The organism is Micromonospora sp. U56, from assembly GCF_018070095.1.
Classification (GTDB): Bacteria; Actinomycetota; Actinomycetes; order Mycobacteriales; family Micromonosporaceae; genus Micromonospora; species Micromonospora purpureochromogenes.
Genome location: NZ_JAGPYL010000004.1, coordinates 97,562 through 113,544, shown reverse-complemented (window position 1 = coordinate 113,544; position 15,983 = coordinate 97,562). Strand labels below are relative to the sequence as shown.

The window sequence follows — 15,983 nt, the reverse complement described above, 5'->3', positions numbered from 1 at the left end:
GAATGTTTTCTGAAAGTCAGTCGGTCTCGCCGTCGGCGTCCGGCAGCAGCGGCAGCCGGACCCGGAAGGTCGCCCCGCCGCCCGGGGTCTCGGCGACCTGCACGGTGCCGTGGTGGGCGGTGACCAGGGCGGCGACGATGGCCAGCCCCAGCCCGGTGCTGGTGATCCCGCTCGCCCGGCGGGTCCGGGCCGCGTCGGCGCGGTAGAAGCGCTCGAACACCCGCTCGGCCTGCTCCGGGGTGAGGCCCGGACCGGTGTCGGCCACCTCGACCACGGCCAGGTTCCCCGGCTCGGCGCGCAGGCGCAGGGTCACCGACGCGTCGGGCGGGGTGTGGGTGAGCGCGTTGGTCATCAGGTTGCCGATGACCTGCCGCAACCGGGCGTCGTCCCCGTGCACCACCAGCGACCCCGAGCCGGGCTCGATCTCCAGTTCGATCCGCCGGTCGGGGGCGACCACCCGCGCGGCCTGCACGGCGTCGGAGGCGAGCACCGGCAGCTCGATCGGGGCCAGCGAGAGCGGCCGTTCCCGGTCCAGCCGGGCCAGCAGCAGCAGGTCCTCCACCAGCAGCCCCATCCGGGCCGCCTCGTCCTCGATGCGGCGCAGCAGGTCGGCGGTCTGCTCGGGCGCGCGGGCCGCGCCCTGCCGGTACAGCTCGGCGAAGCCCCGGATGGTGGTCAGCGGGGTACGCAGCTCGTGCGAGGCGTCCGCGACGAACTGCCGCATCCGCTCCTCCGAGCGGCGGGCCCGCGCCTCGGAGATCTGCGCGGCGTGTGCCGCGTCCCGGGCGCCGGCCTCCGCCGAGCGGGCGGCGGTCTCCGACGCGGCCCGGGCGGTGAAGGCGGCCTCGATCTGGGCCAGCATCGCGTTCAGCGCGCGGGAGAGCCGGCCCAGCTCGGAGGTCGCGCACTCCTGCCCCTCCTCCGGGTCGGGCACCCGTCTGGTGAGGTCGCCACCGGCGATCGCGGCAGCGGTGCGCTCGATCTCCACCAGCGGCTTGAGGCTGGTCCGCACGATCGCCGCGCCGATCGAGGCGAGCAGGATCAGCACCGCGCCGCCGACCAGGAGGTCTATCCAGACCAGCCGCTTGACGGCCAGGTCGACGTCGGTCAGGTGCTGGCCGACCGCCAGCACGCTGCCGTCCGGCAGCTCGCGGTAGAGCATCCGCCAGCGGTCGTGGCCGTCCTGGGCTCGGACGGTGAAGGGCTCACCCTGCTCGGCCCGGAAGCCGGCCACGTCGGCCGGGATCGGCGGCAGGTCGTCGCGCTCCAGGACCGGGTCGTACCCGATGATCTCGCCGCCGTCGGCGTTGGCCAGGGCGACGACGTAGTCGGTGGGCAGCGACGCGCGCACGCGACCGGACTGCAGGTCGGGCAGGACCCGGCCGACCTGGACGCTGGCCGCCTGGAGCTCGGCGTCCACCTGGCCGACCAGGTAGTTGCGGAGGAAGTACGTGGTCAGCGAGCTGATTACGAGCAGCGCGGCGGCGACCAGCGCCAGCACCGACGCGACCAGCTTGATCCGCAACGGGACGCTGCGGATTCGGCCCTTCGCGTCGTGCAGGACGCTCATCGGTGCACCGTGGTTCGCGACTGCGGGGCTCGCGGAACCGACTCGGTCCTCGCGCTCACGCTGTCGGCTTGCGCAGCACGTAGCCCACCCCGCGCAGGGTGTGGATCAGCCGGGGCTGGGTGTTGTCCACCTTGCGGCGCAGGTACGAGATGTAGGACTCGACGATGTTGTCGTCGCCCCGGAAGTCGTAGTTCCAGACGTGGTCGAGGATCTGCGCCTTGCTGAGCACCCGGTTGGCATTGAGCATCAGGTAGCGCAGCAGCTTGAACTCGGTCGGCGAGAGCTGCACCCGCTGGCCGGCCCGGTGCACCTCGTGGGTCTCCTCGTCCAGCTCCAGGTCGGCGAAGGTGAGCCGGGAGGGGGCGTGGTCGCCGGTGGCCGTACGCCGCAGCACTGCGCGGATCCGGGCGGTCAGCTCCTCCAGGCTGAACGGCTTGGTGACGTAGTCGTCGCCGCCCAGGGTGAGCCCACGGATCTTGTCGTCGGTGGCGTCCCGCGCCGTCAGGAACACCACCGGGGTACGGGTGCCGCCCTCGCGGAGCATCCGGATGACCTCGAAGCCGTCCAGGTCGGGCAGCATCACGTCGAGGACCACGAGGTCGGGACGGTGGTCCTTCGCGGTGCTCAACGCCGCGCTGCCGCTGGTGGCGGTGGCCACGTCGAAGCCGGCGAAGCGCAGGCTGGCGGAGAGCAGTTCGAGGATGTTGGGATCGTCCTCGACGACGAGCAGTCGCGCCTCGGTCTGGGTAGCGGCCATGCCCGCCATCATCCGCGACGCGGCTGCGCCGGCGCTGGACGCTTCCTGAAAAGACCCTGTGAGCCGCGTCAGCGCAGCAGCCGGCGGAGCCCGTCGAGCGCCCCGTCGAGGACCCGGATCGCCGTACGCAACTGGTTGTCGGAAAGTCGGTGCGCCCGGACCAGCCCGCCGACCTCCATGGTGAAGGCGGCCAGCCGCTGGTCGAACTCCGTCAGCAGCGGTGAGGCGGCGGGGGCGGGAGCCGCCGGCGGCACCGGCCGGTCCCAGCGGGCCTGCCGGGTCTGCCGGGCCGCCTCGCGCAGCTCGCGCTTGAGGTCCCGGACCGAGCCGCGAACCTCGGTCTGAATCTCCCCGGCGAGGGTGGAGAGGTCCTGCACCGAGGCGGTGATGTCGGCCTCCAGGGTGGCCAGTTCGCCGGCGCGCTGCCGCAGCTCCGCCCGGCCGGCCTCGGTGATCTCGTAGACCTTTCGGCCGCCGGCCGCGGTGTGGGTGACCAGCCCCTCCACCTCCAGCCGTTGCAGACGGGGATAGATCGTGCCGGCGCTCGGGGCGTACAGGCCGAGGAAGCGGTCCTCCAGCAGCCGAATCAGCTCGTAGCCGTGCTTCGGGCCGTCGTCGAGCAGCTTGAGCAGGTAGAGCCGGAGCCGCCCGTGACTGAACACGGCGGTCACGGCAGCTCCTCCTGGTCGTCGTCCACCGGACGGGCGAGCAGCTCGATGCTGCCCGACGTCGCGGAGGCCCAGAGCTTACCCTCGCCCGCCCCGAGGACTCCCTCGCTGTCGCGCACCGCGGCCAGCCCCCGGCTGGCCAGCACCTGGGGGAAGCCGCTGGTGATACGGCCGGAGGCGGTGTGCAGCCGGACGGCGAGGTCGCTGTCCTCCCGGACCCGGACGGTGATCCTGCCGGAGATGGTGCTGAGCCGGATCTCGCTGCGCCGGGGATTGTCGAAGTCGCAGGTGATCGCACCGGAGACGGTGTGCGCGCGGACCTGGCCCGGCGCGCTGTCGGCCACGATGACCTCGCCGGAGACGGTCTCCAGGGTGACCTCGCCGGCCACCCCGAGCGCCTCCACCGGACCGGAGACGATCTTCGCGGCGGTGGCGCCGCGCAGCCCCATCAGGGTGATCTGGCCGGAGGTCACGTCGGCCCGGGTCCGCCCGCGCAGCCCGGAGGCGACCAGCGAGCCGTCGATCAGGTTGAGGGTGGCCGCCACGTGGGCGGGGACCGCGACGGAGACGTCGACCCGGGGCCAGCGGGCCAGTGGGCCGACCCACCGGAACACCTGCGACCAGCGGAACTTCCGCTCCTGGACGACGCTGAGCCGGCCGTCGCGGTGCTCGACGTGGATCGGCCGACCCTCGCCGCTGGCCTGGGTGATGTCGACCCGGGCCGGGCCGTCGGTGGCGACCACGTTGAGCCGACCGCTGATCAGCCGCACGTCGAGTTCGGTGACCGGGTCGTCCAGGGTGAAGCGTCGCGGCTGCTCGACCGTCCAGCTGGTCATGGCGTCCTCCCCTCGATGCGCACGGCCGGCGGCCCACGCCTGGGAGGAGCGTAACGCGATACATCGCGATAGGACAAGACACGTCGCGAGTCGGGTACGCGTCAGGCCGCCAGGCCCAGCTCCCTTCCGGCCCTCAATGCACCGAGGCGACTTCAGGCTGGCCCGCCAAACGCGGCTCTGCGGTGGGCCGCCCACTCGCCGGTCCCGGCCGCGAGGACGTGCACCCATCCCTCAGTGCTCTGCTGGGACTTGGTTGACCACTTCGAGGCGTTCCTCGACGCGAACTCGTCCAAGGACTCGCGGCCAGTCGCAGTCCATGCGGGGAACTGCGCTAGCCACTCCTCTGCCTGCTCAGGGGTGTGACCGCTGCCGATGAGCCACTGGACGAGCAACGCGAGTTCGACCCACGGGGCTGCCTTGGTCGCGTACGCCCAGTCAGCGATTCGCAGGCCACGTGTGGTGGCGATCAGGTTGGCCGGATTGAAATCGGAGTGGATGAGCGTGCCGCCGTCCATCGCCGGATGCGCGAATCCGAGCCGGGCGTCAGGGGTGAACCACAGTCCGGCCGGCGCGGTTGTCTCCTGGAGTTCCTTGAGCGCCACGGCGAGCAGATCGAGGTCCGGGCTGCCGGGCGACAGTTCGGGGTGGGGGCCGTCAAGATGCTCGGCCCCCACCACCAACCAGCCGTCGCACTCGAAGTGCCACAGGATTGCCGGCGGGTACCAGTCGATGGCCTGGGTCGCCGTCAGCTCGTAGCGCAGTGACCGAACGCTCAGCCCTCCAGAGGCCGCCTTGATGAAGACCCTTCCGGCTGGCCCGGTGATGGTCGAGGCGATCTCCGCATGGTTGCCACTCGGAGCCGCGACGGCGTCGAAGGCTCCGCCGACCCGTTGGGCGATCTTCGCCGTGACGGTCTCGGGCAGCGCGGTCCAGTCACTTCGCATCGGGTCTCTTCTCTGCTACCTGCCTGGCTGAGGCGGGTTCGGCGGGCAGCAGGACTCGGCCTCGCCACCCCAGAATTCCATGTCGACCCGGTGCCCGGTCTCGTGCAACGCGGCGAGCGTGTAGGTGATGGCGGTACCATCCTGCATGGCCTCGGTCAGGACCGGACGATGGTGCACGTAGTGACCCGCGATCTTCTCGCAGACGGCGGTGTAGGGCTCGCTGATCTGGAGAGCGGCGTGCCAGACGGCGTCGACCGGCCGGGTCGGAACGACCCGGTAGGACCCGCCGGACGGCAGACGCATCCCGAAGTCGGGCTCGTCCTGCGAGTCGGCGTACGCCTTCAGGAAGACGAGGAACTGCCCGACCGCACGCTCGGCGTAGGTCTGGGTCACCTCCTGCTGCGCGGCGAAGTAGCGGGCGATCTTGTCGAACAGTTCGGTGGAGACGAGGGTTCGGGGGTCGGCGGCGATCGTGGCCGGCTTGTCGGCAGTGATAGTCAAGGCTCCTCCTTGGTCCTTGTGCGTTGCGTCCGTGCCTGTCCTGGCTTGAAGCGATCTTGGTGTGCGGAAGGCTCTCGGCACGGTCGGCACGGAGGCCCCCTCGCCCTTGACCGGCGGCGACTCATTTCGCCCCGCTGACCACAGCTCGGCGGAACGGCCCCCAAGCGACGAAGCGGTCGAACAGCTCGCGCGGGCTCGGCCCGTCGTGCGGGTTCAGGTGGTAGAGGTCTTGCATCGCCTCGTACATCAGGCCGGCGAGATAGATCGACAGGGTCGGGAGCTTGCGCTCGTACTCCGCCTTCAGCAGGAGTCGGGACTGGGCGCACGGCCAGGGCTGACCGCACGACCGGCAGAACCAGTGGGGTCGCATCGGGGTGTGCGGCGGCGTGGTCTGCGTGCGGTAGCTGGGCCGGTCCGGGTGCGGGCCGAGGCGGGGTGTCGGGAGCTGAGCAGAGATCACCATCTCCCCCCGTTCGCGCGCCACGCCTGCGCCGGAGTCAGCCGGCCGACGCGGCCGACGTCCAAAGTCGAGTACGCCCTCGTCGGCTCGCACATCCAGGCGAGCGGGTTGTCGCCGGGTCTGTGCGCTGGCTGCTCGGTCCTGCGGTTGAACCACGGCGACACCTCAACCTCCTCGGGTAGCTGGGAAGGGCCGCTCCACCACGGGGAAGCAGAGCGGCCCGGGCACGGAGTCCGCCCGAGCCCCGTCCGGCGACGAGCAGGTCCGCATTGGTGACAGTCTGGTTAGGACGCCACTACTGTCGATACCTGCTCGCAGCATCTGTGCAGGCCAGCGGGCCAGTTGAGCAGCCGCGAGCAACGCGCCGACGAGACTGAGTAGAGGTTGGGGAATCGATGGGGATCGCTACGGACTATGTGCTGGAGGAGCTGCGCCTGTTCCGAGCCGGGCTCGGGCTCAGCCAGGACGACTTCGGCAAGGCCATCGGGTACTCAGGCTCACACGTCAGCTCTGTCGACACCGGCGGTCGCCCGCCCACGAAGGAGTACATGCGGGCAATCGACGAGAGGTACAGGACCGGCGGCCGGTTCGTGCGGATGCTGGAGAGGCTGGCCCAGCTGGACGCGGAGCCGACCTGGCTGCGGGAGTGGATCGAGTTCGAGCGCGCGGCGACCACGCTGCGGTGGTTCGAGCTGGCCTATGTCCCTGGCCTGCTCCAGACCGAGCGGTACGCCCGATCCACGCTGGCCGGCGGCCGATTCGCGGCCGAGGACGTCGACCGGATCGTGGCCTCCCGGCTGGAGCGGCAGTCCATCCTTCAGCGCCCGCGACCGCCCCAGCTCGTCGCTGTCCTGGACGAGGCGGTGCTTCGCCGGCCGGTGCTCGGTCAGCCGGGACTCATGGCCGAGCAGTGCGAGTACCTGGCCCACGTCGCGGCCGACGAGCATATTCAGGTGCACGTCGTGCCAATGGATGCTGGCATGTATCTGGGGCTGGCCGGTCAGTTCATCATCGCCGAACTGCCGGACGGCGCACGGGTAGCGCACGCGGACAACCAGCTCAGTGCACAGATCGTCGATGCGCCTGCGGATGTCGCTACGCTGGCAAAGACGTGGGAGGTTGTGCGGAACGAAGCCCTCCCCCGCCGGCAGTCAATCGAGCTGATCAAGGAAGTGGCGAAGTCATGGACGTGATGACCCCGCAGTGGCGGAAGTCGACGAAGTCCGGCGGCAACGGCGGGTCCTGCGTCGAAATTGCCGACAACATGCCGGGGGCCGTGCTGGTGCGCGACACCAAGGACCGGGAGGGCGGCACCCTCAACTTCGACCCGCAGTCGTGGCAGTCCTTTGTTGACCTGGCGAAGCAGATCGGCCCCGTCGGCTGATCTGCCTTGAACGTAGAGAAGGCCCCCAGCGCGAAGCTGGGGGTCTTCTTTGTTACCTGACGAGGCACGCTCCGGTGCAGTACTGCTCGTCGATGCCGTCGCTCACCAGCGACGCCTTGGCCGTACGGTGATCGCCTGACCGTGATCCGCTCGTACGGTGCCTGCGGCCGGCTGCCCAGCGGACACGAGGCAGTGCCTCCTCAGCTGCGGCTGCCACCTCCGACCAGCGGAACCTCCGCTCCTGGACGGCGGTGAGCCGCCCGTCGCGGTGCTCCACGTGGATCGGCCGACCCTCGCCGCCGGGAGTCGGTCGCGAGTCGGGTGAGCTTCAGGCCGCCAGGTCCAGCTCCGTTGCGCCTGTCGAGGCACCGAGCTCGGCCGGCGGGGAGACAGCCGTCCACCCGGCAGCCGCCGCCCGGGTCGAATCTGCCGCCTGGAGGAGGCCCGGGCCGGTCGGCGCGGTCACCGGACGAGGCGCGGCAGGCGGGGCCGGCACCAGGTGGACCGCCGACTCGGCGGCCCGGGCCAGCGCCCGCCGGTCCGCGTCCCGGGCCGGATGCAGGGCCGCGGCGACCCGGACGGTGACCACCAGGTCGCGGGCGGCGAGCACCCGGCGTACCGACCGCCAGAGGGTGTCGTCGCCGAGGAAGGCGGCCGCCGTGGTGGCCTCGCCGGTCGCGGCGCAGCCGTAGCCGACGCGCAGCGGCACCACCGGCGCCCCGGCGTCGATCGCCGCCTGGAAAACGGCCGGCCGGAACCCCCGCCCCGGCCGGCAGTCGCCGGCGGTCAGGGTGCCGCACCAGGTCGTACCCTCCGGGAAGACCGCGACCGGGTCACCGGCCCGCAGCGTCCCGGCGATCCGGGCGACGGTCGCCGGCAGTTCGCGGGGCCGGGCCCGGTCGACGAAGAGCGCGCCGCCCGCGCGGGCCAGCACCCCGACCAGCGGCCAGGCCCGCACCTCCCGCTTGGCCAGCATCCGGGCCGGCGCGACGGCCAGCACCGCCAGCACGTCGAGCCAGGAGACGTGGTTGGCGACCAGCAGCGCGCGCCGCCGCGGCGGCCGGCCCCGCACCTCCAGCCGCACCCCGAGGGCGCGCGCCGTCGCCCGCGCCCAGCCGCGCAGCGCGGTCGCACGCGACGCCGCCGGCAACACCGGCAGCAGCCCGGCCAGGCCCGCCCCCACCAGCAGCATCCCGAGTACGCCCAGCAGCCGGGCCACCCGCCGGGCGGCGGGCACGGCGGGCACCTGCCCCGGCACCGGCAGGCAGTCCGGACCGCAGCCGGAGGTGGGCCGCCACAGCTCGGCGCTCACTCCTGCGCCCCGCCCAGGAAGTGCCGCAGGTAGCGCGGGTTCATCCGGTCCAGGGAGAAGAGCACGTAGAAGTCGGCCACCCCGAAGTCCGGGTCGTACGCCGGCTCCCCGGCGACCCAGGCGCCCAGCCGGAGGTAGCCGCGCAGCAGCGGTGGGATCAGCGCCTGCCCGGCGGCGCCGCCCTCGGCGGTGTCCAGCGCGACCGCCCCCGGCTCGGCGAACCAGGGCCGCAGCGGACGGACCCGCAGCAGCGGCGGGGCCAGGTGCCGGGCGCGGGCCCGGGCCCACACCTCGGCGGCGGCCCGGCCCCCGTCGCCCACCGGCACCGAGGCGCAGCCACCCAGCCAATGGGAGCCGCGCAGGTGCAGGTAGCGGGTGATGCCCGCCCACATCAGGTTGATCACGGCACCCGAGCGGTGGTCGGGGTGGACGCAGGAACGGCCGGCCTCCACCAGGACGTCGCGCAGCGGGTCCAGGGAGGTCAGGTCGAACTCGCTCGCGGCGTACCGGCGGTCGGTGCGTCCCGGCGGCAGCAGCCGGTACGTGCCGACCACCGCGTCGGTGCGCTCCTCGCGCACGATCAGGTGGTCGCAGTGGGTGTCGAGGTCGTCGACGTCCAGCCCGGCCCCGCCCGGGCGCAGCGTCGCGCCCAGCTCGGTGGCGAAGACCTCGTGGCGCAGGCGTTGCGCGGCCGCGACCTGGGTGGGGTCGTCGGCGATCAGCAGGGTGTATCCGCTGGTCGTCAGGGGTGCGCCAGCGGCGTGCAGAACGGCCATGGGACCTGTGTAGGTGTCCGGGGTTGCCGGCCGCCCCGGCGAAGGATGTCGATCCGGTGAACGGCCGTCGGCGGTCCGCCCCGAACCGCCGACGCCGGGCTCCCGGACCTTCCGCCGGGCCGGCGTGGCAGGCTGCCCGGGCGGACCCGGCGGCGGCGCCGGGCACGACGGAGGTGCGTCGATGATCATCGAGTCCCGGTTCAACGGGCCGCCCGGATCGGGCAACGGCGGGTGGAGCGCCGGGGTCTTCGCCGAGGCGTACGGGGGCGACCGGCCGGTCGAGGTGACGCTGCGCCGCCCGCCCCCGCTGGAGACCCCGCTTACGCTGGCCGACGGCGACGTCCTCGACCCGGACGGGCAGCTCGTCGCCCAGGTCCGCCCGACCGACGACCCGCCCGCGGCGGTCGCCCCGGTCGACCCGGCGACGGCGGCGGCCGCCTCGGCCGCGTACCCCGGCCTGCGGGACCACCCCTTCCCCGGCTGCTACGTCTGCGGCCCGGACCGCCCGGACGGGCTGCGGATCTTCCCGGGACGGCTGCCGGACGGCCGGACCGCCGCGCCGTTCCACGCGCCCGACCGGGTGGTGCCCGCCACGGTCTGGGCGGCGCTGGACTGCCCGGGCGGCTGGGCCGTCATCGCCCCGGGCCGGCCGTACGTCCTCGGCCGGGTCGCCGCGGTCGTCGACGCGCTGCCCGGGCCCGGCGACGAGTGCGTGGTGACCGGCGAGCTGGTCGGCGGCGAGGGGCGCAAGGCGGTCGTGCGCACCAGCCTGTACGCCCCGACCGGCGCGCTGCTCGGCCGGGCCCGGGCCACCTGGATCGCGCTGCCCCCGGAACCCGCCTCTCGTCCCTGAGGACGACCGCCTCCTGCGTGAGGTGGAGCCCGGACTACGGACCGCGCCCGATTGACCGGGTTGCGCGCCCTTGCCAGGCTGTGCCCCGGCGCTCTCCGCAACGGCGCCGCACACCGCGGCGCGTGACGCGCCGCCGCACGGGAGGAGCACGATGTCCGACGGGCAGTGGAGCCCCAGCACCGGGACCGGCCAGATCGTGGTGTCCGGACTGACGAAGCACTACAAGAACGTCCGGGCGGTGGACAACCTGTCCTTCACCGTCGAACCGGGGCGGGTGACCGGCTTCCTCGGCCCGAACGGCGCCGGCAAGACCACCACGCTGCGCATGCTGCTGAACCTGGTCACGCCGACCAGCGGCGACGCCACCGTGGACGGGGTCCGCTACGCCGACCTGACCGACCCGCTGCGGCACGTGGGCGCGGTGCTGGAGGCGTCCAGCGCGCACAAGGGCCGGACCGGCCTGAACCACCTCCGGGTGATCTGCGCCGCGGCCGGGCTGCCCCGGCAGCGCGCCGACGAGGCGCTGGCCCTGGTCGGGCTGACCCCGGCCGCCCGGCGCAAGTTCAAGGGCTACTCGCTGGGTATGAAGCAGCGGCTCGGCATCGCCGCCGCGATGCTCGGTGACCCGCGGGTACTGATCCTGGACGAGCCGGCCAACGGGTTGGACCCGGAGGGCATCCGGTGGATGCGCGGGTTCCTCAAGAGCCTGGCCCAGGAGGGCCGCACGGTGCTGGTCTCCAGCCACCTGCTCTCCGAGATGCAGCTGCTCGCCGACGACGTGGTGATCATCGCCGCCGGCCAGCTGGTCCGGCAGGGGCCGGTCGAGCAGGTGATCGGCTCGATGGCCCAGGGCGTGCGGGTGCGGGTGCGCACCCCGCAGGCCGACGAGCTCGTCGCCGCGCTGAAGGCGCAGTCGGCCACCGTCACCCCGGACGAGCACGGCGTCCTGCTGGTGGACGGGGCGGACGCCCCGACCGTCGGCCGGGTCGCTCTGGCCGCCGGGGTGGAACTGCACGAACTCACCACGGAACGACCCGATCTGGAACGGGTCTTCCTGGAGCTGACGGCCGGGAAGGCGGGCATCCGATGAACCTGGTCCGAGCCGAGCTGCTCAAGATCCGTACGACCAACACGTGGTGGCTGTTCGGCCTCGGCGCGCTGGTCACCCTGGCCCTGGCGTTCCTGGTCAACGCGCTCAACGCGAACCTCACCCTGAGCGGCCCGCAGGACGTGGAGGGCCTGCCGGAGGAGCAGGCCGCACAGGTCCTGGCCTCGGCCGACGAGGTCTACCAGGCGGCGAACCTGTTCACTTCGGGGCAGTACTTCGGGCTGCTCTTCGTGCTGCTGCTCGGCATCATCGTGGTGACGAACGAGTTCTACCACCAGACCGCGACGACCACCTTCCTCACCACCCCGCACCGGACGGTGGTGGTCACCGCCAAGCTGGTCGCGGCGGCGCTGATCGGCGCGCTCTTCTGGCTGGTCACCACCGTGCTGACCGTGCCGGCGACGCTGATCTTCTTCGCGGCCAAGGGGTGGGACGCGCACCTGGGCGACTGGGACATCACCCGCGCGATCCTGCTCAACCTGCTGGCGTACGTGCTCTGGGGCGTCTTCGGCGTCGGCTTCGGCGTGCTGATCCGCAGCCAGATCGGGGCGACCATCACCGCCGTGGTGCTCTACCTGGTCGGCACGACGGCGGCGAACCTGGTCTTCTTCCTGCTCCAGCAGTGGCTGGAGCAGGACTGGATCAGCAAGCTGGCGGTGATCGTGCCGTCCACCGCGTCCTCGCTGATGATCAGCGGCACCGAACTGCCGGGCAACCCGCCGCAGTGGGTGGGCGCGGTGGTCCTGATCGCGTACGCCGTGGTGACCTCGGCGGCCGGCAGCCTCATCATGCGGCGCCGCGACATCGCCTGAGTCGGACCCGGGCGACGGCCCCGGTCGGTGGCGGTGACGTCACCGACCGGGGCCGTCGCGTCTATCAGGAGTCGGCGCGACACGCAGGGTTTGGCGAACTTCTGGCATCTTCTGTGAAACGGGCCACCCGTCGGAGGCGGAAATGCCTGTGGCATTCGTACGGCGTAGCCTGGGAGCCGTCTCCCGTGCGCCGGTAACCGGGCACGGGTGCCGACCGCGTGACATACAAACCCGCGTGAAAGAGGCGATTACCGGCCGTGTCGACCCAGCAGACTTCGCAGGAGAACCCACTGGCGGGTTTCGGCCCGAACGAGTGGATCGTCGAGGAGATGTACCAGCGCTACCTCGCCGACCCGTCGAGCGTCGACTCGGCCTGGCACGACTTCTTCGCCGACTACCGGCCGGCCCCGGGCGCCGCCACGCCGCGCCCGGCCGAGGAGAAGGCCCCGGTCAAGGCCGCCCCCGCCGAGCCGGCCGGCCAGCCGGAGGCCGCCGCGACCGTGGCGCAGCCGGCCGCCCCTGCCAAGCCGGCCCCCGCCGCCAAGGCCCCCGCCAAGCCGGCGCCGGCCAAGGCCGCCCCGGCCAAGCCGGCCGCCAAGGCGCCGGCCGTGAGCGGTGCGGGCACCACCCCGCTGCGCGGCGTGGCCGCCAAGATCGTGCAGAACATGGACGCCTCGCTGGCGGTGCCGACCGCGACCAGCGTGCGCGCCGTCCCGGCCAAGCTGCTGGTCGACAACCGCATCGTGATCAACAACCACCTCGCCCGCGGGCGCGGTGGCAAGGTCAGCTTCACCCACCTGATCGGGTACGCGCTGGTCCGGGCGCTGGTCGAGCACCCCGAGATGAACAACTCCTTCGCCGAGGTCGACGGCAAGCCGGCGATGGTCCGCCCGGAGCACGTCAACCTGGGCATCGCCATCGACCTGGCCAAGCCGGACGGCTCCCGCAACCTGGTGGTGCCGTCCATCAAGGCCTGCGAGCAGATGGACTTCCGGCAGTTCTGGCAGGCGTACGAGGACGTGGTCCGGCGCGCCCGCCGCAACGAGCTGACCATGGAGGACTACGCCGGCACCACCATCTCGCTGACCAACCCGGGCGGCATCGGCACGGTGCACTCGATCCCCCGCCTGATGCAGGGGCAGAGCGCCATCATCGGCGTCGGCGCGATGGAGTACCCGGCGCCGTACCAGGGCATGAGCGAGACCACCCTGGCCGAGCTGGCGGTCAGCAAGATCATCACGCTGACCAGCACCTACGACCACCGGATCATCCAGGGCGCGCAGTCCGGCGAGTTCCTCAAGGTGATGCACGAGCTGCTGCTCGGCGAGCGCGGCTTCTACGACCAGATCTTCACCTCGCTGCGCATCCCGTACGAGCCGGTGCGCTGGATGCGGGACGTCGCGGTCGACTCCGAGGGCCAGATCAACAAGACCGCGCGGGTGCACGAGCTGATCCACGCGTACCGGGTGCGCGGCCACCTGATGGCCGACACCGACCCGCTGGAGTTCAAGATCCGGAGGCACCCGGACCTCGACGTCCTCCAGCACGGGCTGACCCTGTGGGACCTCGACCGGGTCTTCCCGGTCAACGGCTTCGCCGGCCGGCAGCGGATGAAGCTGCGGGAGATCCTCGGCGTGCTGCGGGACTCGTACTGCCGCCGGGTCGGCATCGAGTACATGCACATCCAGGACCCGGAGGAGCGCCGCTGGATCCAGGAGCGGATCGAGCGTAAGTACGAGAAGCCGCCGGCCGACGAGCAGAAGCACGTGCTCAACCGGCTCAACGCCGCCGAGGCCTTCGAGACCTTCCTGCAGACCAAGTACGTCGGGCAGAAGCGCTTCTCGCTGGAGGGCGGCGAGTCGCTGATCCCGCTGCTGGGCGAGATCCTGGAGTCGTCGGCCGAGGGCGGGCTGGACGAGGTCGTCATCGGCATGGCCCACCGCGGCCGGCTGAACGTGCTGGCCAACATCGTCGGCAAGCCGTACGAGAAGATCTTCTCCGAGTTCGAGGGCCACCTGGACCCGCGCTCGACCCAGGGCTCCGGCGACGTGAAGTACCACCTGGGCCAGAACGGCAAGTTCACCACCCCGGACGGCGACCACGCGGTCAAGGTCTCGGTGGTGGCGAACCCGTCGCACCTGGAGGCCGTGGACCCGGTGCTGGAGGGCATCGTCCGGGCCAAGCAGGACCGGATCGACCTCAAGCTGGAGGGCTACACCGTGCTGCCGCTGGCGGTGCACGGTGACGCCGCCTTCGCCGGCCAGGGCGTGGTCGCCGAGACGCTCAACCTCTCCCAGCTGCGCGGCTACCGCACCGGCGGCACCGTGCACGTGGTGGTCAACAACCAGGTCGGCTTCACCACCGCCCCGGAGTACAGCCGCTCCAGCCTCTACAGCACCGACGTGGCCCGGATGATCCAGGCGCCGATCTTCCACGTCAACGGCGACGACCCCGAGGCCGTGGTCCGGGTCGCCCGGCTGGCCTTCGAGTACCGGCAGGCGTTCAACAAGGACGTCGTGATCGACATGGTCTGCTACCGCCGGCGCGGGCACAACGAGGGCGACGACCCCTCGATGTCCAACCCGGAGATGTACAAGATCATCGACTCGAAGCGCTCGGTCCGCAAGCTCTACACCGAGGAGCTGATCGGGCGGGGTGACATCACCGTGGAGGACGCGGAGGAGCTGCTGCGCGACTACCAGGGGCAGCTGGAGCGGGTCTTCAAGGCCACCCGCGACGCCGCGACCACCCCGCGCAAGCTCAGCCGACCGCGCCGCGAGGAGGAGCCGGAGCCGCAGGTGGAGACCGCCACCGACGCCGCCGTGGTCAAGGCGATCGGCGAGGCGCACGTCAACCTCCCCGAGGGCTTCACCCCGCACAAGCGGATCCAGCAGCTGCTCGACCGGCGGGCCAAGATGTCCGTCGAGGGCAACATCGACTGGGGCTACGGCGAGATCATCGCGCTCGGCGCGCTGCTGCACGACGGGGTCACCGTCCGGCTCGCCGGGCAGGACTCCCGCCGCGGCACCTTCGTCCAGCGGCACGCCTCGGTGGTGGACGCCAAGACCGGCGACGACTACCTGCCGCTGAAGTCGCTCACCGGCGACGGCGAGCGGTCCCGGTTCTTCGTGCACGACTCGCTGCTGTCCGAGTACGCCGCGATGGGCTTCGAGTACGGCTACTCGGTGGAGAACGTCAACGCGCTGGTCTGCTGGGAGGCCCAGTTCGGTGACTTCGTCAACGGCGCCCAGTCGGTGATCGACGAGTTCATCTCCTCCGGCGAGGTGAAGTGGGGCCAGCGCTCCGCGGTCACCCTGCTGCTGCCGCACGGCCACGAGGGCCAGGGCCCGGACCACACGTCGGGTCGCCCGGAGCGGTTCCTCCAGCTCTGCGCGGAGGACAACATGCGGGTGTCCATCCCGACCACCCCGGCGAACTACTTCCACCTGCTGCGTCGCCAGGCCCTGTCGCCGAAGCGCAAGCCGCTGGTGGTGTTCACGCCGAAGTCGCTGCTGCGGCACAAGCTCTGCGTCTCCTCGGTGGAGGACTTCACCACCGGCACCTTCCAGCCGGTGCTGGCCGACACCGCCGCCCCGGCGCCGGAGCAGGTGAAGCGGGTGCTGCTCTGCTCGGGCAAGGTCTACTACGACCTGTTCCAGGCCCGGGCCGAGCGCGGCGTCACCGACACCGTGATCCTCCGGATGGAGCAGCTCTACCCGCTGCCGATCGAGGAGATCCGGGCCGCGCTGGCGCAGTACCCGAACGCCGAGGACTTCGCCTGGGTGCAGGAGGAGCCGGCCAACCAGGGTGCCTGGTCGTTCGTCGCGCTCAACCTGCTGGAGCACCTGGCCGACGTCCGGCTGCGGCGGATCTCCCGCCCGGCCGCGGCGGCCCCGTCGGTCGGCTCGGCCAAGATGCACGAGGTCGAGCAGACCGCGCTGATCGAGGCGGCCCTCCCCCGCCCGTGACCTGACCGCACCGCCGAGACCCGGGGCAGCGCCG

Annotated in this window: 14 protein-coding genes and 1 pseudogene; 6 read left to right on the top strand and 9 right to left on the bottom strand. The window is 72.0% G+C overall.

The genetic code is table 11. The features are described 5' to 3' along the window. Positions 1 to 16: 16 nt before the first annotated feature. The 7 genes from KBX37_RS03750 to KBX37_RS03720 all read right to left on the bottom strand — a co-directional run bounded on the left by KBX37_RS03750 (position 17) and on the right by KBX37_RS03720 (position 5,739). Positions 17 to 1,570, bottom strand: a complete 1,554-nt coding sequence (locus KBX37_RS03750) for a cell wall metabolism sensor histidine kinase WalK (protein ID WP_210774506.1) — start codon at positions 1,568 to 1,570, stop codon at positions 17 to 19. A 55-nt stretch (positions 1,571 to 1,625) separates the two neighbouring features. Next, positions 1,626 to 2,327 (bottom strand): response regulator transcription factor, encoded by a 702-nt coding sequence (locus KBX37_RS03745; RefSeq protein WP_210774505.1) that lies wholly within the window; start codon positions 2,325 to 2,327, stop codon positions 1,626 to 1,628. Positions 2,328 to 2,395: 68 nt separating this feature from the next. Further along, positions 2,396 to 2,998, bottom strand: coding sequence for a PadR family transcriptional regulator (locus tag KBX37_RS03740; RefSeq protein WP_210774504.1), 603 nt, complete (start codon positions 2,996 to 2,998; stop codon positions 2,396 to 2,398). Further along, a complete protein-coding gene (locus tag KBX37_RS03735; RefSeq protein ID WP_210774503.1) occupies positions 2,995 to 3,831 on the bottom strand; it encodes a DUF4097 family beta strand repeat-containing protein in 837 nt (278 codons plus the stop codon). The genes KBX37_RS03740 and KBX37_RS03735 overlap by 4 nt, the downstream gene beginning before the upstream one ends. 152 nt (positions 3,832 to 3,983) lie before the next feature. Continuing rightward, entirely contained in the window at positions 3,984 to 4,775 is a 792-nt protein-coding gene (locus KBX37_RS03730; RefSeq protein WP_210774502.1) for a phosphotransferase, read from the bottom strand. Between the two features lie 15 nt (positions 4,776 to 4,790). Continuing rightward, on the bottom strand, positions 4,791 to 5,276 hold the full coding sequence (locus KBX37_RS03725) for a hypothetical protein (RefSeq protein ID WP_210774501.1): 486 nt from the start codon (positions 5,274 to 5,276) through the stop codon (positions 4,791 to 4,793). A gap of 121 nt (positions 5,277 to 5,397) precedes the next feature. Continuing rightward, on the bottom strand, positions 5,398 to 5,739 hold the full coding sequence (locus tag KBX37_RS03720) for a hypothetical protein (RefSeq protein WP_210774500.1): 342 nt from the start codon (positions 5,737 to 5,739) through the stop codon (positions 5,398 to 5,400). A 392-nt stretch (positions 5,740 to 6,131) separates the two neighbouring features. On the opposite strand from KBX37_RS03720, the gene KBX37_RS03715 reads away from it, so the two are divergent. Both KBX37_RS03715 and KBX37_RS03710 read left to right on the top strand, forming a co-directional pair. Further along, positions 6,132 to 6,929 (top strand): helix-turn-helix transcriptional regulator, encoded by a 798-nt coding sequence (locus KBX37_RS03715; protein ID WP_210774499.1) that lies wholly within the window; start codon positions 6,132 to 6,134, stop codon positions 6,927 to 6,929. Then, positions 6,920 to 7,120, top strand: coding sequence for a DUF397 domain-containing protein (locus KBX37_RS03710; protein ID WP_374103651.1), 201 nt, complete (start codon positions 6,920 to 6,922; stop codon positions 7,118 to 7,120). Before KBX37_RS03715 ends, KBX37_RS03710 begins: the two co-directional genes overlap by 10 nt. A gap of 419 nt (positions 7,121 to 7,539) precedes the next feature. Here the strand turns inward: KBX37_RS03710 and KBX37_RS03705 are convergent. Then, a pseudogene (locus KBX37_RS03705) lies at positions 7,540 to 8,432 on the bottom strand (lysophospholipid acyltransferase family protein); the annotation flags it as partial. Beyond that, on the bottom strand, positions 8,429 to 9,208 hold the full coding sequence (locus KBX37_RS03700) for a GNAT family N-acetyltransferase (RefSeq protein WP_210774497.1): 780 nt from the start codon (positions 9,206 to 9,208) through the stop codon (positions 8,429 to 8,431). The pseudogene KBX37_RS03705 and the gene KBX37_RS03700, both read right to left, overlap by 4 nt. A gap of 181 nt (positions 9,209 to 9,389) precedes the next feature. Here KBX37_RS03700 and KBX37_RS03695 point away from each other — a divergent pair, with 181 nt between their 5' ends. The 4 genes from KBX37_RS03695 to KBX37_RS03680 all read left to right on the top strand — a co-directional run bounded on the left by KBX37_RS03695 (position 9,390) and on the right by KBX37_RS03680 (position 15,949). Further along, complete coding sequence (locus KBX37_RS03695; protein ID WP_210774496.1) at positions 9,390 to 10,061, top strand: hypothetical protein; 672 nt, start codon at positions 9,390 to 9,392, stop codon at positions 10,059 to 10,061. Positions 10,062 to 10,212: 151 nt separating this feature from the next. Next, positions 10,213 to 11,151, top strand: coding sequence for an ATP-binding cassette domain-containing protein (locus KBX37_RS03690; RefSeq protein WP_210774495.1), 939 nt, complete (start codon positions 10,213 to 10,215; stop codon positions 11,149 to 11,151). Next, positions 11,148 to 11,981 carry an ABC transporter permease subunit gene (locus KBX37_RS03685; RefSeq protein WP_210774494.1) on the top strand — a complete coding sequence of 278 codons (834 nt, stop codon included), beginning with the start codon at positions 11,148 to 11,150 and terminating at the stop codon, positions 11,979 to 11,981. The genes KBX37_RS03690 and KBX37_RS03685 overlap by 4 nt, the downstream gene beginning before the upstream one ends. 257 nt (positions 11,982 to 12,238) lie before the next feature. Beyond that, on the top strand, positions 12,239 to 15,949 hold the full coding sequence (locus tag KBX37_RS03680; protein ID WP_210774493.1) for a multifunctional oxoglutarate decarboxylase/oxoglutarate dehydrogenase thiamine pyrophosphate-binding subunit/dihydrolipoyllysine-residue succinyltransferase subunit: 3,711 nt from the start codon (positions 12,239 to 12,241) through the stop codon (positions 15,947 to 15,949). Positions 15,950 to 15,983 lie beyond the last annotated feature (34 nt).